The sequence below is a fragment of the Streptomyces sp. NPDC030143 genome, assembly GCF_055573695.1.
Map to the genome: position 1 here is coordinate 12,173 of NZ_JBVIAY010000012.1, position 19,440 is coordinate 31,612.

The window sequence follows — 19,440 nt, forward strand, 5'->3', positions numbered from 1 at the left end:
TACCCGTCAGTAGTTAGACGTTCGAAAAATTTCTTTAGCGTAGGGAATGTTTGTAACACGCACCGCGTTGACTCCTCACGTACCAGCAATTCTCCTGCAGGAGGATGACCAGACGAAGGGAGAAGCCCATGCGCTTCGAAATCATGCGACTCGACGACGTCGACGGAACCCCCGTGGACAGCACCGTCGTGGACGCCGCCTCCGTCAACCGGATCGTTCAGCAGGCCGCCGCCATCGGGCAGCGGCTGTGGATCCGTCCGGCCGACACCTCGGCCTCGTAACCCTCGACGCCCCCACGCCCCTCGGGCACCTCTTCACACTTCGGAACCCCGTACGGCAGGCATCACCCGAATGCCGTACGGGGCTCCGCTGTTTTCGGCGGGCGCGGGAGCCGGCGGGCGCGGGAGCCGGCGGGCGCGACCCGGTCCGCGTGGGCGCGGGCGCTCAGCTCCCCCGGATCACCTGGGTGACGCCGTTGATGATCTGCTGCACGGCGATCGCCGAGAGCATCATGCCCGCGAGCCGGGTCACCAGGACCACGCCACCGTCCTTGATGACGCGGATGATCAGCAGCGAGTAGCGCATGACGAGCCACAGCACGACGTGGATGGCGAGGATCGCCGTCCACACCGAGACCTGCGTCGCGGCGCTGTCGGCCTTCTGCACGGCCAGGATGACGGACACGATCGCACCCGGGCCGGCCAGCAGCGGCATGCCCAGCGGGACGAGCGCGACGTTGACGTCCTTGGTCTGTTTGGGCTCGTCGGTCTTGCCCGTGAGCAGGTCGAGGGCGATCAGCAGGAGCAGCAGCCCGCCCGCGATCATCAGCGCGGGCACGGACACGTGCAGGTAGTTCAGGATCTGGTGGCCGAGGAGCCCGAAGACGGTGATCACCGCGCCGGCCACGCAGACGGCCTGGAAGGCCATCCGCTTCTGCACCTTGCCGGGGCGTCCGGCGGTCAGGGCGAGGAAGATCGGGGTGATCCCGGGGGGATCCATGATGACGAAGAGGGTGAGGAACAGGGAGCCGAAGACGGCGAGGTCGAACATGGTGACGAGGCCTTGCGGTGCGGAAGGTGACGGTGGACGGGCGGGAGCGGTTACCGGGCCCCGCCGGCCCCGGGCACCGGGAACGCGCCCCACGCCCGCCGGGTGATCTCCCCGTACACCTCGGGGTCGGTGGTGTACTCGCCGAGGACACAGGTCTTGCGGCTGCCGTGGTAGTCGCTCGACCCGGTCACCAGCAGCCCCAGCTCCCCGGCGAGCCCCCGCAGCCGCGCGCGCGTATCGGCGTCGTGGTCCATGTGGTCGACCTCGATGCCGTCGAGGCCCGCGGCGGCCAGCTCGGCGATCGCCGACTCCGGCACCGTACGCCCCCGCTTGCTCGCTCCCGGGTGCGCGAAGACGGTCACCCCGCCCGCCGCCTTGACCAGCCGGATGGCCTCGAAGGGGTCGGTCTCGTGCTTCGCGACGTACGCCCGTCCGCCGTCCGCCAGCCACTGGGGCGTGAACGCGTCGCCCACGGTCGGGACGACGCCCAGCTCCACCAGCGCGGTCGCGACGTGCGGCCGCCCGACGGAGCCGTCGCCGGCGATCCGCGCGACCTGCTCCCAGGTGACGGGCACGCCCAGCTCCTGGAGCCGGGCGACCATGCCGCGCGCCCGCGGCACCCGGTCGTCGCGCACCAGCTCGCGTTCGGCGAGCAGCGCGGGCTCTTCGGGGTCGAAGAGGTAGGCCAGCATGTGCATGCTGATGCCGTCGATCCGGCAGCTCAGCTCGGCGCCGGTGACCAGGGTGAGCCCCTCCGGCAGCGCGGCGATCGCCTCGGCGTGGCCCCGGGTGGTGTCGTGGTCGGTCAGCGCGACGACGTCCATTCCGGCCGCGGCCGCGCCCCGGACGAGCTCGGCCGGGGTGTCCGTGCCGTCGGAGGCCGTGGAGTGGCAGTGCAGGTCGATGCGCACGACGTGTACTCCGGACGGTGACGGGGCGGACGGGGACGCTCCAGCATAACGGCAGATCGCACGCCCCCTGTCACCCCCGCACCCAGGCCGCGCCCCCTACACGGGAGGCGGCGGCGGTGTGTTCCTACGGTTTCAGCAGCCGCGGCGAGAGCGCACCGCAGGGCACCAGCTCCACCTCCGCGCCCGCGTCCCGCAGGTCCGTCAGCACCAGTTCGTCGTACATCAGCAGTCCGGCCGGCTCGGGCCAGACCACCGCCCACAGCCAGAGGCCGCGCGCCTCGCCCGCGAAGACGGCCCGGTCGTCCGGCGCGCCGGAGACGTGCCAGAGCGGGGCCGGGCGGCCGGCGGCCAGGACCTTGGCCTGGGGCGGCTTCTCGACGTTCAGGTAGGGGCCGGGGTCCGGGCCGTCGATGCCGGCGTAGCGCGCGCCGAGCCCGACGCCGAGTTCCTCCGCGACGAGGATCAACTCACCGACCCCGCCGAGCGGTCCGGGCCCGGAGCAGGCCACGGCCGACGCGCGACCGCCGCTGCGGTCGTCCCCGGCGTACGCCACGCCCGTGAACAGCCAGCCGACCGGCAGCGGCCACGGCATCCACACCGGCACCTGCGTGCGGTGCACGACGACACTGAGCGCCTCGACGCTGGGCGGGATCACGGGCTGCAGCGGATGCACCGTCCCGTGCACATCGCACTGCCAGGAATCGGCGAAGAGTCCGGGAGCCCTGACCCGGCCACCACACTTCGGGCAACTGGGTTCGCCCCTCATAGGGCCCCACGGTCCTACCCCATCCCGCCCACGTCAAGGACGATCACCCGTCCGGACGGAAGTCCCGATATAAATGTAGTTTGCACTAGTTAGCAGGACTAATTTAATATGTGTAAATGCCAACCATCTCTGTCGGAACGGAGCCACCCATGGACCCCCTCGACACCGGAGCCGGCGGCATCCTGCGGCAGCCCAGGGCGGTCTGGGCGACCGCCGGCGCGTCCGTCGTCGCCTTCATGGGCATCGGACTCGTCGACCCGATCCTGCCGTCCATCGCCGAGGGCCTCGACGCCACGGCCGGCCAGGTCTCCCTCCTCTTCACCTCCTACTTCCTGATCACGGCCCTCGCCATGCTGGTGACCGGGTTCGTCTCCAGCCGCATCGGCGGCCGCAGGACCCTGCTCCTCGGCCTCGCCCTCGTCGTCGTCTTCGCCGGGCTCGCCGGCACCTCCGGCACGGTCGACCAGCTCGTCGGCTACCGGGCCGGCTGGGGCCTCGGCAACGCGCTGTTCGTGTCCACCGCGCTCGCCGTCATCGTCGGCGCGGCGGCGGGCGGCAGCGCCGCGGCGATCCTGCTGTACGAGTCCGCCCTCGGCCTCGGCATGGCGTGCGGCCCGCTGCTGGGCGCCCTGCTCGGCGACGCGAGCTGGCGCTACCCCTTCTTCGGCACCGCGTTCCTGATGGCGGTCGGCTTCCTGTGCATCGCGGCGTTCCTGGGGGAGCAGCCGAAGCCGGCCCGGAAGACCTCCCTGCTCGACCCGGTCAGGGCGCTCGGCCACCGCGGTCTGGCCTCGGCGGCGGCCTCGTCGTTCTTCTACAACTACACGTTCTTCACCGTGCTGGCCTTCACGCCGTTCGTGCTGAACATGACGCCGTACCGGTCCGGGGCCGTTTTCTTCGCCTGGGGCGTGCTGCTCGCCGTCTTCTCGGTCGTCGTCGCCCCGCGCCTGCAGGAGCGGTTCGGCTCGCTGAAGGTGCTCGGCGGCTCGCTGGTGCTGCTCGCCGTCGACGTGCTGGTCCTCGGCTACGGCGACCACACCACGGCCGTCGTCTGCACCGTCCTGTCCGGTGCCTTCATCGGCGTGAACAACACGGTGTACACGGAACTCGCGCTCGGCGTGTCGGACGCCCCGCGGCCCGTGGCGAGCGCCGGCTACAACTTCGTGCGGTGGTTCGCGGCGGCGGCCGCGCCCTACTTCGCGCCGAAGATCGAGGAGTGGACCGACGTCCACGTCCCCTTCGTCGTGGCGGCGGCGACCGCGCTCGCGGGCGCGCTCGTGGTCCTCGTACGGCGCGAGGCGCTCACGCACCGGGCCGAAGCGCTTCAGGCGCGGCACGCCACCGAGGACGGCGTCACGGTCTTCGCCCGCTGAGCCGATCGGGCCAACTGACGGATTCAGGCCACCGGTTGGTGACCTTGCTCACGCGGCGTCAGTCGAGCGGGACGGACCTGCGGGACGGATCCCTGAGATCCGTCCCGTTCGTCAGCCACCGCTCCTGGAGAGCCTGGGCGCCGTGCACGCGCTTCCAGGCGGCCTCGTTCGGAGTCATCGGCAGCAGCGGCAGGAAGCGGACCGGGTCGAGCGGCTCGTCGAGCCCCAGGTCCTCCACCAGACCGCCCGGCTCGGCGACCAGGACGGAGGTGAACGGGGCGCCGGGCCACAGCGGTTCACCGACGTCGAGGGAGGCGCCGGGGGCCACGATCACACCCTCGACCTGCGGGGACGCGGCCAGCACGGCGAGCGGGCGGAGCACCTTGTCGGTGTCGGCCAGGCCGCCGCGCACCGAGAGGACCAACTCGGCACGCGGCCCCCTGACGGGATCCGCGAGCATCGCGGTCGGGTCGCTCATCGGCTGCGCGGACATGCCGAGGGTCGCGTAGCGGACGATGTCGCCCTCGTGGAAACGGAGCACCTCGACGCGGTCCGTGCCCAGGAAGGTGACGGCGGCGCGGGCGTCCGGCTCGCCCAGCGCCGTACGCAACCGGGCCTCGACCAGAGGAAGAACATCAGCCATGACGCGAGCATAGAACTCGTCAGTACCGGGCAAAGCAGCACCTTGACACTTCTGCCGACTGCTACTCTTGCCCGGTGGTTCGGGGCAGCACGCAGAAGCGTCGCGATCAAGCTCCGACGCCGATGGGAATCCCCCACGGGGGACCGGCTGGAGGAGGTGGGGCTGTCATGGATCGAAGTCGACCGTGCAGTACCACTCGCTCTTCCCGCCGCTGATGTAACTCTGTGGCTCCGGCCGACCGCCGCCTCTCGCGTTCGCGTCTTCACACGGAAGAGCACTTCGTTTCGCTTTACCGGATCCGTCTGCTCTCTTCGGGCTCCGTGATCCGTCCGATCTGAAGCAGTAGCTGAATCAGCAACGAAACCCGCCACCGCGACGGTGCGGTGCTCCCCGCTTTGTGGACGTGCCAAACATCCGCATCCAGGACGCCCCCATTCCGGGTAGTTCCACCCGTCGTCGGTGCCTTTCGTTGCCCGTCGCGAAGGAGCCTGCCATGTCGATGATCCGCGACCTGCGTGCCGTGGTCCGCCCGACCCGCCCCGCCCCGCGCAAGGACCACGGCGGCGCGTACGACACCACCCGCGACCCCGCCACGCCCTCGGCCGTCGTCGACTGCGCCGTGTACCGCGACGGGGCGCGCGTGCCGAGCCCGGCACCGCTGACCCCGCACGAGGCGATGCGTCAGGTGCGCCGCGACGGCGGCTTCGTGTGGATCGGGCTGCACGAGCCGACCGAGGACGAATTCGCCGGTATCGCGGGCGAGTTCGGGCTGCACCCGCTGGCCGTGGAGGACGCCGTCCAGGCCCACCAGCGCCCCAAGCTGGAGCGCTACGACGACTCCCTGTTCACCGTCTTCAAGACCATCCACTACGTCGAGCACGACCAGCTCGACGCCAACAGCGAGGTCGTCGAGTCCGGCGAGGTCATGTGCTTCACCGGCAAGGACTTCTTCATCACCGTCCGGCACGGCGGCAAGGGCTCGCTGCGCGCGCTGCGCCACCGCCTCCAGGACGACCCCGAGCTGCTCGCCAAGGGCCCCTCGGCGGTGCTGCACGCCATCGCCGACCACGTCGTCGACGGCTACATCGCGGTCGCGGACGCGGTGCAGGACGACATCGACGAGGTCGAGACCGAGGTCTTCTCCCCGGGCCGCAAGGGCACCCCGCGCGGCACGGACGCCGGCCGGATCTACCAACTCAAGCGCGAGGTACTGGAGTTCAAGCGCGCGGTGTCGCCGCTGCTGCGTCCGATGCAGCTGCTGAGCGAGCGTCCGATGCGGCTGATCGACCCCGACATCCAGAAGTACTTCCGGGACGTCGCCGACCACCTCGCCCGCGTCCAGGAGCAGGTCATCGGCTTCGACGAGCTGCTGAACTCCATCCTCCAGGCCAACCTCGCGCAGGCCTCCGTCGCGCAGAACGAGGACATGCGCAAGATCACCTCCTGGGCGGCCATCATCGCCGTCCCGACGATGGTCTGCGGGGTGTACGGCATGAACTTCGACCACATGCCGGAGCTGCACTGGAGGTACGGCTACCCGGCGATCATGGGCGTGACCGTGGTGCTCTGCCTGGGCATCCACCGCACGCTGAAGCGCAACGGGTGGCTGTGAAAGCGCCTGGATAGGGTGGAGCCATGACACGCGAGCTGCTCGACCAGGCCCTCGTCGAGGAGGCCACCAAGAAGTCCGGCCTCATCTGGGTCACCGCGGCGGGCCACCCGGCCGCGCGGGCGCTGTGGCACGTGTGGCACGACGGCGCGGCCTGCCTGGTCGGCGACGGGCCGGGCGAGCAGCCGCTCGCGGGACTGTCCGACGCGACCTCGGCCGAGGTGACCGTCCGCAGCAAGGACAAGGGGGGCCGGCTGGTCTCCTGGACCGCGCGGGTCGTCCGGCTCACCCCCGGCACCGAGGCGTGGGACGCGGCCGTCGCCGAGCTCAAGGGCAAGCGGCTCAACGCGCCCGACGGCGAGGCCATGACCGAGCGCTGGGCCCGGGAGTGCAGGGTGCTGCGCCTGGAGCCGACCGGAGCCACGGCGCCGCTGCCCGACGGCGACCTGGCGGCGCGGCCGGTGCCCTCCCCGGCCACCACCCGGGAGCCGGTTCCCGCGGGACTGCCCAAGCTGCTCCTGAAGCGCCGCAGACGGGCCTGACCGGCTACGACGTCGGCAACTGCTTGCCGTAGTCCACCGTTTCGCCCTTCGCCGGCTCCTCCAGGGCGAAGTCCTCGCCCCAGGCCGAGAAGCTCAGCGTGCCGGCGCCGCCCGCGCGCACCAGACGCAGCGGATAGGGCTGACCCTCCAGCGACACGTCCAGCGTGCCGCCGGAGCCGCCGTCGCCGGTGATGCGGATCGTCCGCACGTCGCCCTGCTCGTGGTGCCCGTCCTTGTCCAGTGAACCGTGCAACGTCAGCAGATCGCCGAGAAGGAGGTCCTTGTCCGTGAAGCCGCTGAACTTCTTGTACGAGGGGTCGCCGCTCGGCACCTTCACGTACTTGCCGTCGAGCTTGTCCGCGGCCGCCGTGTCCGACTCGCCGCCGGCCTTGCCGTCCTCGTTCTTCCAGAAAGCCGCGTCCGCCTTCAGGTACAGCTGCTCGCCGACCCGCAGCAGGTGGAAGGCCGCCCCGCCCGCGGTGACCGACCCGGCACCGCCGTCCGACTTCAGGCGCATGTCGAGCCGGTACGACGTGCCGCCGGCGACCACCGTCCCCGACAGCCGCACCGCGCCCACCGCGTCGGCCGCCGCCTTCGTTCTGGCCTGGATCTTGTCGGCGGACAGCTTGCCGACGCCGTTCGTGCCCGCGTCCGGGTCCTCGGCGCACCCTGTCAGTCCCGTGCCCGTGACGACCAGCGCGCACATCGCGCTCACCAGCGCGGCCCGGCGGTGGGTACGGCCCTGGGAAATCGCAGTCACGGAGAAGGCTGCCTTTCTGCCGGGGAGTCCTGAGCGGCGTACCGCAGCGTACCGGGGTCGGCGACCGCCAACGGAGCCAGTCCGTCCGGACCGCTCACCAGGGCGGACCCGATCAGGACGGGCTAGCCTGAAGCCCGCACGAGCGGGCATTTGGGAAAAGAACCCCACAGGAAACACCACGTACCGACCCGTGGAAGAAGGAGGTGCGGTCATGGCGGCCGGAACCGCCCGGATCTTCGTCTCGCACCTCGCCGGCATCGCCGTCTTCGACCCCAACGGCGACCAGGTGGGGCGCGTGCGCGACCTGGTCGCCATGTTGCGCGTGGGCCGGCGGCCGCCGAGGCTGCTGGGGCTGGTCGTCGAACTCCCCACCCGCCGCCGCATCTTCCTGCCCATGACCCGTGTGACCAGCATCGAGTCCGGTCAGGTCATCAGCACCGGTGTGCTCAACGTCCGCCGCTTCGAGCAGCGGCCCACCGAGCGCCTCGTCGTCGGTGAGCTGCTGGACCGGCGCGTCACGCTCGTCGAGACGGGCGAGGAGGTCACCGTCCTCGACGTGTCCGTGCACCAGTTGCCGGCCCGCCGGGACTGGGAGATCGACCGGGTCTTCGTCCGCAAGGGCAGGAAGGCCGGCGCGTTCCGGCGCGGCAAGGGCGAGACGCTGACCGTGGAGTGGTCGGCGGTCACCGGCTTCTCCCTGGAGGAGCACGGGCAGGGCGCCGAGAACCTGCTCGCCACCTTCGAGCAACTGCGCCCCGCCGACCTGGCCAACGTCCTGCACCACCTCTCCCCCAAGCGCCGGGCGGAGGTCGCCGCCGCCCTCGACGACGACCGGCTCGCCGACGTCCTGGAGGAACTGCCGGAGGACGACCAGATCGAGATCCTCGGCAAGCTGAAGGAGGAGCGCGCCGCGGACGTCCTGGAGGCCATGGACCCCGACGACGCCGCCGACCTGCTGGCCGAGCTGCCCGAGGCGGACAAGGAGCGGCTGCTGAGCCTGATGGAGCCGGACGACGCGGCCGACATGCGGCGCCTGATGTCGTACGAGGAGCACACGGCCGGCGGACTGATGACGACCGAGCCGGTCGTGCTGCGGCCCGACGCGACCGTCGCCGAGGCGCTCGCCCGGGTCCGCAACCGCGACCTCTCCCCCGCCCTCGCCGCCCAGGTCTACGTCTGCCGCCCGCCCGACGAGACCCCCACCGGCAAGTACCTCGGCACCGTCCACTTCCAGCGGCTGCTGCGCGAACCGCCGTACACGCTGGTCAGCGCGGTGCTCGACGACGACCTGCAGGCCCTCGCGCCGGACGCCACGCTGCCGCTCGTCGCGGGGTTCTTCGCGACGTACGACATGGTCGCGGCGCCCGTCGTCGACGAGGCCGGGGCGCTGCTGGGCGCGGTGACCGTCGACGACGTGCTGGACCACATGCTGCCCGACGACTGGCGGGAGACGGAGTTCCACCTGGAGGACGAGGACGACGGGAAGAGCGAGGAGGTGTCCGATGGCTCCCGAGCGTGACAGCGCCCGCGGCGAGCGCGCCCCGGCCGGCGCCACCGCCGCCACCCGTCCCCGCGTCCGCCTGGACCAGCCGCGCCCGCCCCGGCGCCGCATCGTGCCCGAGTGGGACCCGGAGGCCTTCGGACGGCTGTCGGAGCGCATCGCCCGCTTCCTGGGCACCGGACGGTTCATCGTCTGGATGACGGTCGTCATCATCCTGTGGGTGGTGTGGAACATCTTCGCGCCGCGCGACCTGCGGTTCGACGAGTACCCGTTCATCTTCCTGACGCTGATGCTGTCGCTCCAGGCCTCCTACGCCGCCCCGCTGATCCTGCTCGCGCAGAACCGGCAGGACGACCGCGACCGGGTCAACCTGGAGCAGGACCGCAAACAGAACGAGCGGTCGATGGCGGACACCGAGTACCTCACCCGTGAGATCGCCGCCCTGCGCATCGGTCTCGGCGAGGTCGCCACCCGCGACTGGATCCGCTCCGAGCTGCAGGACATGGTGAAGGAGTTGGATCACCGGCGCGACGGCCATGTCGTATTCCCGGCGGAACGGTCGTCCGGACGTGACGTAGACGACCGCTGACGGGCATCCACGGCGCCCCGCGGGGCGCCGTACCATCGTCCTTATGGTTACGGAAGACGCGGTGCGCGAAGCACTGGCGACGGTGAACGACCCCGAGATCAACCGCCCCATCACCGAACTGGGGATGGTCAAGTCGGTGGAGATCGGCGCGGACGGAGCGGTCGCGGTCACCGTGTACCTGACGGTCTCCGGCTGCCCGATGCGCGACACGATCACCCAGCGGGTCACGGACGCGGTCTCCGGCGTCGAGGGCGTCACCCGCGTCGACGTGACCCTGGACGTGATGAGCGACGAGCAGCGCAGGGAGCTGGCGACCGCGCTGCGCGGCGGTCAGACCGAGCGCGAGGTCCCCTTCGCCAAGCCCGGTTCACTCACCCGCGTGTACGCGGTCGCCTCCGGCAAGGGCGGCGTCGGCAAGTCGTCGGTCACGGTGAACCTCGCGGCGGCCATGGCGGCGGACGGCTTGAAGGTGGGCGTCGTCGACGCCGACATCTACGGCCACAGCGTGCCGCGCATGCTGGGCGCGGACGGCCGTCCCACCCAGGTCGAGAACATGATCATGCCGCCGTCGGCGAACGGCGTGAAGGTCATCTCCATCGGCATGTTCACCCCGGGCAACGCCCCGGTCGTCTGGCGCGGCCCGATGCTGCACCGCGCCCTCCAGCAGTTCCTGGCGGACGTCTACTGGGGCGACCTGGACGTGCTGCTGCTGGACCTGCCCCCGGGCACGGGCGACATCGCCATCTCGGTGGCCCAGCTCGTCCCGAACGCGGAGATCCTGGTCGTGACGACGCCCCAGCAGGCGGCGGCCGAGGTGGCCGAGCGGGCGGGTTCCATCGCCGTCCAGACCCACCAGAAGATCGTCGGCGTGGTCGAGAACATGTCCGGCCTGCCCTGCCCGCACTGCGGGGAGATGGTCGACGTCTTCGGCACGGGCGGCGGCCAGCTTGTCGCGGACGGCCTGACGCGTACGACGGGCGCGACGGTCCCCGTCCTCGGCAACATCCCGATCGACGTGCGCCTGCGCGAGGGCGGCGACGAGGGCAAGCCGGTCGTCCTGACCGACCCGGACTCCCCGGCGGGCTCGGCCCTGCGCGCGATCGCGGGCAAGCTCGGAGGGCGCCAGCGGGGCCTGTCGGGTCTGTCCCTGGGGATTACCCCGAAGAACAAGTTCTAGAGCGGTCCCCGAGATACGAAGGGGGGCGCCGCATCATGCGGCGCCCCCCTTCGACGTGCGCGGCGCCCCTCCGTCGCGCACGGTGCCCCTTCGCCGTGCGGGGTGCCCCTCCGTCGCGCACGGTGCCCCTTCGTCGTGCGGGGTGCCCCTCCGTCGCGCGCGGCGCCCCTTCGTCGTGCGCGGCGCCCTCCGTCGTGCGGGGCGTCAGCGCATGGCGTCGCGCGGGGCGTCAACGCCATGCGTCAAGGCAGGGCGTCACCCATCGCGTCACACGCGGCGTCGACGCGCGGCGTCAGGCGTAGGCGGCGATGTCCTTGATCACGGCGAAGCCCAGCCCGTACGCGCTCATGCCCCTCCCGTACGCCCCCAGATGCACCCCTTCCTGGGTGGAACCCGCGAGGACCCAGCCGAACTCGGACTCGCGGTAGTGGAAGGGGGTGGGCACGCCGTCGACCGGCAGGGACAGCGTCGACCAGTCCGCGCCGGCCAGGTCGTCGGCCAGCACCCACGCCGTCTCGGTCTGCTGCTCAATCCAGTCGTCGCGCAGGCTGTGGTCCATCTGGCCCGGCCAGGTGAACGACAGCAGCCCCACCCCGGCCAGCCACGCCGCGGAGGACACCGAGGTGGCCTCCAGCAGACCCGTGCCGTCGGCGCTCCTGCGCGACGGGTGCGCGGCGACCGTCACGACGACCGCGAACTTCCCGCGCTCCTCCCCGGCCGTCTCGTGCCTGACGGACGGCTCGTCACCGTGCCCGACCGAACCGTGTTCGACGGCTCCGTCGGCGGCGGTGCCGACCTGCATCAGCCAGCGCGGCCCCGTGAAGGCCTCGTCGAGGCCGTACCAGGGGAAGGGCGCCTCCAGATAGCCGTCGACCGTGCGCCGGGCGGAGGGGACCTGTTGTCCGCCCTCCGCGGCCGGCGTCTGTGCGACTGCCCGACTCGTCGTCTCCATCTGCCCGGACGCCTCCTCGCTCTCGCCGGACCGCCCCGGGCCCGCCCCCCTTCGGGCGTTCTCGTCCGGTCCGCACAACAACCAGGCAGCATAGCCACCCCGCTCCCGGCCGGGGGGAAGCCGCCCGGCGCGTGGGGCGTGCGCCCCCTCACATCGGGGGGCGCAGGGGGCTCAGGTGGCGTCCGCGTCGAAGGGCGGGCGGTCGTCCTTGCCGGGCTCCTCGGGCTTCTTCTCCATGTCGACGCGACCGCCGGACGAACCCGAGACCGCAGCGGACGAGGAGGACGCCGAGGACGCCGCCTCGTGGCTGTGGACGGCGTCCGTGACCTCGGCCATCTCCTTCTTCAGGTCGAAGCCGTTGCGGATCTCCTTCAGCCCCAGCTCGTCGTTGTCCAGCTGCTTGCGGATGAACGTCTTGGGGTTGAGGTCCTCGAACTCGAAGTCCTTGAACTCCGGGCCGAGCTCGGCGCGGATGTCCTGCTTGGCGCTCTCCGAGAACTCACGGATCTTCCGGACCGTGCGCATCACGTCCTGGATGACCTTCGGGAGCTTGTCCGGACCGAAGACGAGCACGGCCAGGACGACGATCGTCACCAGCTCGAGCGCACCTATGTCATTGAACACCTGAAGCTCCTTGCGATGTCCGCGGTCCTCGGCCCTCGGTGGTCAGTTCGGTCTTCCGTGGGTCCGGGCCGGGTCCACGGTACCTGTCGTACCTGTCCGACCGGTACCGTCCCGAGGTGGTCACGTGCGTACGGGCGACCTGTTTTCCGCGTTGTTTGCCTTTCCGGAGCACGATTCGGCGTCCGATGTGTGAGGTTTCTGTCAATCGGACGAGCCGAGCACCAGGGAGAGGGTGACTTCCTTCCCGGCCCGTTCGATCGTCAGCTCCAGACGGTCGCCGGGGCGGTGGGCCCGGGTCTTGACGATCAGTTCCTCACCGGAATGGACGCGCTGGCCGTCCACCTCGGTGATGACGTCCCCGGCCCGGATGCCGGCCTTCTCGCCGGGGCCGCCCCGGGTCACCGCCGAGCCGCCGTCGCCGCTCTTGGTGCCGACACGGGCCCCGTCGCCGGTGTACGCCATGTCGAGGGTGACGCCGATGACCGGGTGGGTCGCCTTGCCGGTGTTGATCAGTTCCTCGGCGACCCGCTTGCCCTGGTTGACGGGGATGGCGAAGCCGAGGCCGATCGAGCCCGCCTGGGCGCTGCCGGAGTCGGAGCCGTCGGCGGCGGAGCGGATGGCGGAGTTGATGCCGATCACCCGGCCTCGCGTGTCGAGGAGGGGGCCGCCGGAGTTGCCGGGGTTGATGGGCGCGTCTGTCTGGAGCGCGTCCACGTACGACACGTCACTGCCGTCGCCGCTCTCGCCTCCGGCGGTGATGGGGCGTTCCTTGGCGCTGATGATGCCGGAGGTGACGGTGCCCTCCAGGTCGAAGGGGGCACCGATGGCGACGACCGGGTCGCCGACCTGCACCGTGTCGGAGTTGCCGAGCGGCAGGGGCTCGAGGCCCTGCACGCCGCTCACCTTCACCACGGCCAGGTCGTATCCGCTGTCCCGGCCGACGATCTCGGCCTTGGCGGTCTGCCCGCCGTTGAAGACGACGGATATCTCGCCGCCCGTCCCCGCGGGCTCGACGACATGGTTGTTGGTGAGGATGTGACCGCGGGTGTCGAGCACGAACCCGGTGCCGGTGCCCGACTCGCCGCCCCCGTTGACGTGCAGGGTGACGACGCTGGGCAGGGCGCGGGCGGCGATCCCGGCCACGCTGTCCGCGGGACGGCCGGTCGGCTCCGCGGAGGCCTGCGGCAGCTCGACCCCGCCGATCCCGCCGTTGCGTTCCAGCTGGACGCCCACGACGCCGCCGGTGAGTCCGGACACCAGCGCGAGCACCAGCGCCCCGCCCACCAGCCTGCTCCGTCCCCGCCGGCGCCGTTGCTCGGCACTGTCCACGCCGGCGCCGGTCTGCTGGAGGGGAGAGAGGGGGGTGGCGGCCCAGGGGTCGTAACGGTGCCAGGGATCGGGGGCGGCTCCGGCGATCTGGGCCCCGGGAGCCAGGGGCGGCGGCGGCACGGGGGCGCCGGGGGCTGCGGATCCGGGGGCGGTCTCCGCGGAAGCCGGGGGCGGGACAGCCGTGCCGGGCGCGCCGGAGATCGCCGGGCCCGGTGGCGGCACGGCCGCGCCGGGCGCGCCTGACGGCTGGGAGCCGGGCGCGCCTGAGGCCTGGGGACCGGGCACCTGCGGCGGGGGCGGGACAGCCGCACGGGACGCGGGGGCCGGAGCCCCGGGAGCCACCGGCGGAACGGACACACCGGGGGCGGGCAGTGCCGTGCCCTGAGCAGCCGCGGCCGCCGGGTGCGCCGTGCCCTGAGCAGCCGCGGCCGCCGGGTGCTGGACGGGTGGGGCGGGCGCCCAGGGGCCCGGTTCGCCGTAGGGCGGGGTGCTGTAGGGATCGGGGTCGTGCAACGGCTTGGGCCGGGCGGAGAGGGGGTCGGCCACCTGCGGGACAGACGGCTCGGCCGGCTCGGTGACGGGTGGCGTCGACTCGGCGACCGGCGCCATCGACTCCGTGGCCGATGCCGGCGACTCCGTGACCGGTGCCGTCAGATCGGTGGCCGGTGCGGCCGGCTCGACGACCGGTGCCGTCAGATCGGTGGCCGGTGCGGCCGACTCCGTGATCGGTGCCGTCAGGTCGGTGGCCGGTGCAGCCGACTCCGTGACCGGTGCCGTCAGATCGGTGGCCGGTGCGGCCGGCTCGACGACCGGTGCCGTCAGGTCGACGGTGGCTCCTCCCGGGGTCTCCACCTCGACCGGCTCGACCGCCTCGACGACAGGGGCCGTCCCCGGACCCTCCGGCTCGGCCTCCGTGACGGCAGCCGCCCGCACCGGACGACTCAGCTCGTAGTCACCACTGTCGTGAGAGCCGCTGTCGGCCGAGCCACCCTGGCCCGGGCCGCCACCGTCAGCCGAGCTGCCCTCATGGGAGCCGTCGGCCGAGTCACCCTCACCCGAGCCGCCCTCAGCCGGGCGGCCCCCGTCGGCCGAGCCGCCCTCGCCGGAGCCGCCGCCGTCGGCAGACGTCCCGTCATGGCCCTCGGTGTCCGTCTTAACGTCCGGCGCCCCGGCCGGGCGGGCCAGCTCGAAGTCACCGGCGGGGTTCTCGGTGGCCGGGACCGCCACATCAGGTGCTGTCCCCGCGTCGGCCGTCCCCTCGGACACGGCTCCCTGAGGCACCGCTCCCTCGGTGGAGGTCTCAGGCCCCGCCGTCTCGCCCGCACCCGCCGGCCCGGCAGGGCTGTGGGGGCGAGGTCGGCTCCACCACTTCGCCCTCGTGGGCTTCCCCTCGTTCATGCTCTCCCCGTACTCGGGCCCCGGCGCGCCACGGCACGGCTCGGCTCGTCGGCGGGGGCCGTACATCGAACTCGGCCTGACTGGATTCAACCAGGTTCGCGGCGCGCGGGCGCAGCGGCCGGGTCAGCGGGCGTTCCCCGAGGAGGGGGAGGCGGTGGGGGTCGAGACGCCGTCGGGGACGGGCGCGGCGAGCAGACCGCTCCAGGCGGTCAGGGCGATCGGCGGGGTCGTGCCGAGCGGGCGTATGAGAGGGGACATGGCGGCCGCGCCGGCGACCATGGGCGCGGCGAGCCGGTGCAGGGCCCGCTCGGCATGGCCGACGGCCGGGGCCGGCACGCCGGGCAGCAGCGGCGCGGACACCTGGGTGGGTGCCATCGGGGTCTCGCCGAGCATCTGGCCGCCCTGACTGAGCAGGGGCCCGGTGGTGCGCCGGCGCTGGCTGTCGGGGAGCGTGGCGGAACCGGTGCCCGGGGTGCGGGCCGGGGTCACGTTGCTGCCGGAGCCACCGCGGGCCTCCGTGTCGGCCGGCATGCCGGTGGTGACGCCGCCGAGGGCGATCGCCGCCAGCGACACCGCGCCGGCGGCTGCGAAGGCGAACCGCAGCCCGCGTGATCGCTCGGCGTCACCGCGGCTCACGGCGTGGACCCGGAAGCCGCGCCCGGGAGAGGGCGCGAGGACGGAGCCGTGGTCGCGGGCCGGGACGTAGCCGAACTCGAACGGTTCGTCGCGTTTCATCCCGAAGACGCCGGACGGGGCCCCGGGTCTCGCGCCGAAGCCGCCCCCGAGCGGGGGCATGCCGCCGCTGTCCGGGTCGCCTCCCCCGGGCAGCCCCTGGAGGCGGGCCAGGAAGCTCTCGGAGGGGGCGGGCGGGGCCACTTCCGCGAAGACGTTCTTCAGCCGGCGCTGTGCGTCGACCTCCGCCTTGCACTTGGGGCAGGTCGCCACGTGCGCCAGCACGCGCTCACGCGTGTCATGACCGAGCTCGCCGTCGACGAGGGCGGAGAGTCGGTCGCCCAGATGCTGTTCGGCCGGGGTGGGGCGGGATCCACTCACGCGGTTGCGCCCCCTCCCCCCAGAGCGGGCACACGGGCCATGAAGGAGCGCCGCTCGGCACGCGCCTCGGGTGAGCGGTGCGCGAGCGCCTTGCGCAGCTGGGACCGGCCGCGGTGGATGCGCGAGCGGACCGTGCCCAGCTTGACGCCGAGGGTCGCGGCGATCTCCTCGTACGACAGTCCTTCGATGTCGCACAGGACGACCGCGGCGCGGAACTCGGGCGCGAGGGTGTCGAGGGCCTGCTGGACGTCCGCGTCGAAGTGGGCGTCGTTGAAGATCTGCTGCGGGGTGGGTTCCTTGCTGGCCAGCCGCTCGGCGGCGTCCTCGCCGAGCGCGTCGAAGCGGATGCGCTGCTTGCGGCGGACCATGTCCAGGAAGAGGTTGGTGGTGATGCGGTGCAGCCAGCCCTCGAAGGTGCCGGGCGTGTAGGTCGACAGGGAGCGGAAGACGCGGACGAAGACCTCCTGCGTGAGGTCCTCGGCGTCGTGCTGGTTGCCGGTGAGGCGGTAGGCGAGCCGGTAGACCCGGCCGCTGTGCATGCTGACGATCTCCTCCCACGTGGGCGGAGTCCACGCCTGCCCGTCCGCGTCGGTGGAGAAGGTCGCGGTCTGGGTGCGGCCGGCGGTGCCGCCGGTGGCGTGGCTGTGGTCAGCGGTGTCGTTCACAGATGTCGGCCTGCCCGCCGTGCCGAGGAAGCGCCGGAGCACTCCTCCCCGATCCACAGGCGCGGCCGCACCTCCCCTGTCGGCTCTGGTGGTGTCCAGTGGAGCCCCTACCATAGCCACCTCGCCCGTTAGCTCCGGATAAGCGGTTTTACGAGAATTTGATCTGTGCTGATACGGCTCATACGGCTGCGTCAGCACTTGCTCGACGCCCCGTCCCTCGTCGTGATCCAACTGTGTCCCCCCCGTCGCCGTTCCCACCCCTTCAAACGCGCGGTCCCATCTGCGGGTTCCCGTCGGCAACGGATACAGTCACGCCGAGGCAACCACGGGGACAGGAGAGGGTCATTACCGGCAACCGGCAGGCAAGCTGGGCGTTCGCCGACGCCTACGCCGCCGAGGACGACGCGCTGCGCTGGGCCCGTGACCGGGCCCGTGAGGCAGGGCTGCGCTCGGTGTCGCCCAGCACGGGCGCCGCGCTGCGGTTGCTGGCCTCCGCCGTCGACGCGAAGGCGGTCGCGGAGATCGGTACCGGTACCGGCGTCTCCGGGATCCACCTCCTGCACGGTATGCGCCCCGACGGGGTGCTCACGACCGTCGATCCCGAGCCGGAGCACCAGCAGTTCGCCCGGCAGGCCTTCCGGGCGTGCGGTTTCGCCAGCAACCGGGCCCGTTTCATCCCGGGGCGCGCTCTCGACGTCCTGCCGCGTCTCGCCGACGCAGGCTACGACCTGGTCTTCTGCGACGGTGACCGCCTGGAGTTCCTGGACTATCTCGCTGAATCGTTGCGCCTGCTGCGCTCCGGTGGGCTCGTCGTCTTCGAGGGCGTCTTCGCCAACGGCCGCACGGTCGACTCGGGCCCCCAGCCCACCGAGGTCATAAGGATCCGCGAGCTGCTGCGGGCCGTGCGCGAGAGCCAGGAGCTGGTGCCGTCCCTGCTGCCGGTGGGCGACGGACTGCTGTGCGCCGTCAAGCGGTAGCGACGACGACGCGCCGGTACAGACAGCCGCCCCGGCATCCGGGAGGGATGCCGGGGCGGCTGAAAGGGTATGGTCGCTTGCGCGTCAGCCGACGACCTTCTTGAGGGCGTCGCCGAGCGCGTCGGCCTCGTCAGGGGTCAGCTCGACGACGAGTCGACCGCCGCCTTCGAGCGGAACGCGCATGACGATGCCCCGCCCCTCCTTGGTCACCTCGAGCGGGCCATCACCCGTCCGCGGCTTCATGGCCGCCATGCTCGTTCCCCTTCCTGAAACCAGCTCATCGTCAAAGCCGACGGCCCCGCGGAGGGCACGCGCAGCCCTGAGGGGACACGCGACACCGGCATCGAACACATTGCTTCCAGGCCATTATCCCGCATCTCAGGACCCGATGACCAACATCGGCCGGCATCGCTTGGGCAACGCGCGCGAGCAAAACCACTCAATTCGGCGATGTGACTGCGATACTTCGCGGCCGCACGGACTTCCGTCGGCCACAGAGCGCGCCGAAACGTTTGACGCAGGTCACATGTCCGCTACGGCGCCTCCCCGCCGATGTCCGCCATGCTGTCCTTCGGACACCGGCGTACCGACCAGTAGTGAGGGGACCCCCATGGCCGACACCGTGCTCTACGAGGTGAGCGACGGGCTGGCGACGATCACCCTGAACCGCCCCGAGGCGATGAACGCGCTGAACATCGCGACCAAGGTCGCCCTGCGGGAGGCGGTGCACTCGGCGGCGCGGGACGGTGCGGTGCGCGCGGTGCTGCTGACCGCGGCCGGGGACCGGGCGTTCTGCGTGGGCCAGGACCTCAAGGAGCACATCGGGCTGCTGGTGAGCGACCGGGAGACCGGCACGGGCCACACCATGAGCACCGTGAAGGAGCACTACAACCCGATCGTGCGGGCCCTCGTCGAGATGCCGAAGCCCGTGGTCGCCGGGGTGAACGGCGTCGCCGCCGGAGCCGGCTTCGGGTTCGCCCTGGCCGCCGACTACCGGGTCGTGGCGGACACGGCGGCCTTCAACACCTCCTTCGCCGGGGTCGCGCTGACCGCCGACTCGGGCGTCTCCTGGACCCTGCCGCGTGTGGTGGGCCCCGGCCGGGCCACCGACCTGCTGCTCTTCCCGCGCAGCCTCAAGGCGCAGGAGGCCTACGAGCTGGGCATCGCCAACCGGCTCGTCCCGGCGGACGCGCTCCGCGAGGAGGCCGGCAAGGTCGCGCGGGCCCTGGCCGAGGGCCCGACACTGGCGTACGCGGCGCTGAAGGAGGCCGTCGCCTACGGGCTGTCGCACTCCCTCGCCGAGACGCTGGAGAAGGAGGACGAGCTCCAGACGCGGGCGGGGCGGTCGGAGGACCACGCGATCGCGGTGCAGGCGTTCGTGAACAAGGAGAAGCCGAAGTACCTGGGAAGGTGACCGCCGGGCGGGGGGGGGGGGGGGGGGGGGGGGGGGGGGGGGGGGGGGGGGGGGGGGGGGGGGGGAGAGGAGGGGGGGGGGGGGGGGGAGGAGAGGATAGGGGGGAG

Annotated in this window: 20 protein-coding genes; 9 read left to right on the forward strand and 11 right to left on the reverse strand. The window is 72.0% G+C overall.

All coding sequences use genetic code 11. The features are described from left to right. Positions 1–128: 128 nt before the first annotated feature. On the forward strand, positions 129–281 hold the full coding sequence (locus ACZ4YY_RS21085; RefSeq protein ID WP_007384531.1) for a hypothetical protein: 153 nt from the start codon (positions 129–131) through the stop codon (positions 279–281). A 163-nt stretch (positions 282–444) separates the two neighbouring features. On the opposite strand, the gene ACZ4YY_RS21090 is transcribed toward ACZ4YY_RS21085, so the two are convergent. The 3 genes from ACZ4YY_RS21090 to ACZ4YY_RS21100 all read right to left on the reverse strand — a co-directional run bounded on the left by ACZ4YY_RS21090 (position 445) and on the right by ACZ4YY_RS21100 (position 2,727). Further along, positions 445–1,050, reverse strand: a complete 606-nt coding sequence (locus ACZ4YY_RS21090) for a MarC family protein (protein WP_468292183.1) — start codon at positions 1,048–1,050, stop codon at positions 445–447. Between the two features lie 50 nt (positions 1,051–1,100). Further along, positions 1,101–1,961 (reverse strand): PHP domain-containing protein, encoded by an 861-nt coding sequence (locus ACZ4YY_RS21095; RefSeq protein WP_468292186.1) that lies wholly within the window; start codon positions 1,959–1,961, stop codon positions 1,101–1,103. Between the two features lie 124 nt (positions 1,962–2,085). Continuing rightward, positions 2,086–2,727: a DUF6758 family protein gene (locus ACZ4YY_RS21100; protein WP_468292188.1), complete on the reverse strand. Its 642-nt coding sequence runs from the start codon at positions 2,725–2,727 to the stop codon at positions 2,086–2,088. 149 nt (positions 2,728–2,876) lie between these two features. On the opposite strand from ACZ4YY_RS21100, the gene ACZ4YY_RS21105 reads away from it, so the two are divergent. Then, the gene (locus tag ACZ4YY_RS21105) at positions 2,877–4,100 is read left to right on the forward strand and encodes an MFS transporter (protein ID WP_468292191.1); all 1,224 of its coding nucleotides are present in this window, start codon (positions 2,877–2,879) and stop codon (positions 4,098–4,100) included. A 58-nt stretch (positions 4,101–4,158) separates the two neighbouring features. Here the strand turns inward: ACZ4YY_RS21105 and ACZ4YY_RS21110 are convergent, their stop codons facing one another. Next, entirely contained in the window at positions 4,159–4,743 is a 585-nt protein-coding gene (locus tag ACZ4YY_RS21110; protein WP_468292194.1) for a suppressor of fused domain protein, read from the reverse strand. A 493-nt stretch (positions 4,744–5,236) separates the two neighbouring features. Here ACZ4YY_RS21110 and ACZ4YY_RS21115 point away from each other — a divergent pair, with 493 nt between their 5' ends. Together ACZ4YY_RS21115 and ACZ4YY_RS21120 are read left to right on the forward strand one after the other, a co-directional pair. Continuing rightward, positions 5,237–6,355 carry a magnesium and cobalt transport protein CorA gene (locus ACZ4YY_RS21115; protein ID WP_468292197.1) on the forward strand — a complete coding sequence of 373 codons (1,119 nt, stop codon included), beginning with the start codon at positions 5,237–5,239 and terminating at the stop codon, positions 6,353–6,355. Positions 6,356–6,378: 23 nt separating this feature from the next. Continuing rightward, the gene (locus ACZ4YY_RS21120) at positions 6,379–6,894 is read left to right on the forward strand and encodes a hypothetical protein (RefSeq protein WP_468292199.1); all 516 of its coding nucleotides are present in this window, start codon (positions 6,379–6,381) and stop codon (positions 6,892–6,894) included. A gap of 4 nt (positions 6,895–6,898) precedes the next feature. Here the strand turns inward: ACZ4YY_RS21120 and ACZ4YY_RS21125 are convergent, their stop codons facing one another. Then, on the reverse strand, positions 6,899–7,654 hold the full coding sequence (locus ACZ4YY_RS21125) for a hypothetical protein (RefSeq protein WP_468292202.1): 756 nt from the start codon (positions 7,652–7,654) through the stop codon (positions 6,899–6,901). A gap of 211 nt (positions 7,655–7,865) precedes the next feature. Here ACZ4YY_RS21125 and ACZ4YY_RS21130 point away from each other — a divergent pair, with 211 nt between their 5' ends. From ACZ4YY_RS21130 to ACZ4YY_RS21140, 3 genes are read left to right on the forward strand one after another with little or no spacing between them, the layout of a single operon-like run. Continuing rightward, positions 7,866–9,173 carry a magnesium transporter MgtE N-terminal domain-containing protein gene (locus ACZ4YY_RS21130; protein WP_468292205.1) on the forward strand — a complete coding sequence of 436 codons (1,308 nt, stop codon included), beginning with the start codon at positions 7,866–7,868 and terminating at the stop codon, positions 9,171–9,173. Beyond that, entirely contained in the window at positions 9,157–9,744 is a 588-nt protein-coding gene (locus ACZ4YY_RS21135) for a DUF1003 domain-containing protein (protein WP_468292207.1), read from the forward strand. Before ACZ4YY_RS21130 ends, ACZ4YY_RS21135 begins: the two co-directional genes overlap by 17 nt. 43 nt (positions 9,745–9,787) lie before the next feature. Beyond that, positions 9,788–10,921 (forward strand): Mrp/NBP35 family ATP-binding protein, encoded by a 1,134-nt coding sequence (locus tag ACZ4YY_RS21140; RefSeq protein WP_468292210.1) that lies wholly within the window; start codon positions 9,788–9,790, stop codon positions 10,919–10,921. 292 nt (positions 10,922–11,213) lie between these two features. Here ACZ4YY_RS21140 and ACZ4YY_RS21145 read toward each other — a convergent pair whose 3' ends face one another. From ACZ4YY_RS21145 to sigE, 5 genes are all read right to left on the reverse strand, one after another. Then, the gene (locus tag ACZ4YY_RS21145; RefSeq protein ID WP_468292211.1) at positions 11,214–11,873 is read right to left on the reverse strand and encodes a hypothetical protein; all 660 of its coding nucleotides are present in this window, start codon (positions 11,871–11,873) and stop codon (positions 11,214–11,216) included. A 171-nt stretch (positions 11,874–12,044) separates the two neighbouring features. Beyond that, positions 12,045–12,497 carry a sec-independent translocase gene (locus ACZ4YY_RS21150; protein WP_468292214.1) on the reverse strand — a complete coding sequence of 151 codons (453 nt, stop codon included), beginning with the start codon at positions 12,495–12,497 and terminating at the stop codon, positions 12,045–12,047. Positions 12,498–12,698: 201 nt separating this feature from the next. Then, positions 12,699–14,435 carry a S1C family serine protease gene (locus ACZ4YY_RS21155; protein ID WP_468292675.1) on the reverse strand — a complete coding sequence of 579 codons (1,737 nt, stop codon included), beginning with the start codon at positions 14,433–14,435 and terminating at the stop codon, positions 12,699–12,701. A gap of 912 nt (positions 14,436–15,347) precedes the next feature. After that, on the reverse strand, positions 15,348–16,277 hold the full coding sequence (locus ACZ4YY_RS21160) for an anti-sigma factor family protein (protein WP_468292217.1): 930 nt from the start codon (positions 16,275–16,277) through the stop codon (positions 15,348–15,350). Continuing rightward, positions 16,274–16,984: an RNA polymerase sigma factor SigE gene (gene sigE, locus ACZ4YY_RS21165; RefSeq protein ID WP_468292678.1), complete on the reverse strand. Its 711-nt coding sequence runs from the start codon at positions 16,982–16,984 to the stop codon at positions 16,274–16,276. Before sigE ends, ACZ4YY_RS21160 begins: the two co-directional genes overlap by 4 nt. A 236-nt stretch (positions 16,985–17,220) precedes the next feature. Between sigE and ACZ4YY_RS21170 the strand changes: the two genes are divergently transcribed. Beyond that, the gene (locus tag ACZ4YY_RS21170) at positions 17,221–17,919 is read left to right on the forward strand and encodes an O-methyltransferase (RefSeq protein WP_468292680.1); all 699 of its coding nucleotides are present in this window, start codon (positions 17,221–17,223) and stop codon (positions 17,917–17,919) included. 84 nt (positions 17,920–18,003) lie between these two features. Here ACZ4YY_RS21170 and ACZ4YY_RS21175 read toward each other — a convergent pair whose 3' ends face one another. After that, the gene (locus ACZ4YY_RS21175; RefSeq protein ID WP_003966491.1) at positions 18,004–18,171 is read right to left on the reverse strand and encodes a DUF3117 domain-containing protein; all 168 of its coding nucleotides are present in this window, start codon (positions 18,169–18,171) and stop codon (positions 18,004–18,006) included. Between the two features lie 358 nt (positions 18,172–18,529). Here ACZ4YY_RS21175 and chcB point away from each other — a divergent pair, with 358 nt between their 5' ends. Continuing rightward, positions 18,530–19,333: a 2-cyclohexenylcarbonyl CoA isomerase gene (gene chcB, locus ACZ4YY_RS21180; RefSeq protein WP_468292220.1), complete on the forward strand. Its 804-nt coding sequence runs from the start codon at positions 18,530–18,532 to the stop codon at positions 19,331–19,333. Positions 19,334–19,440 lie beyond the last annotated feature (107 nt).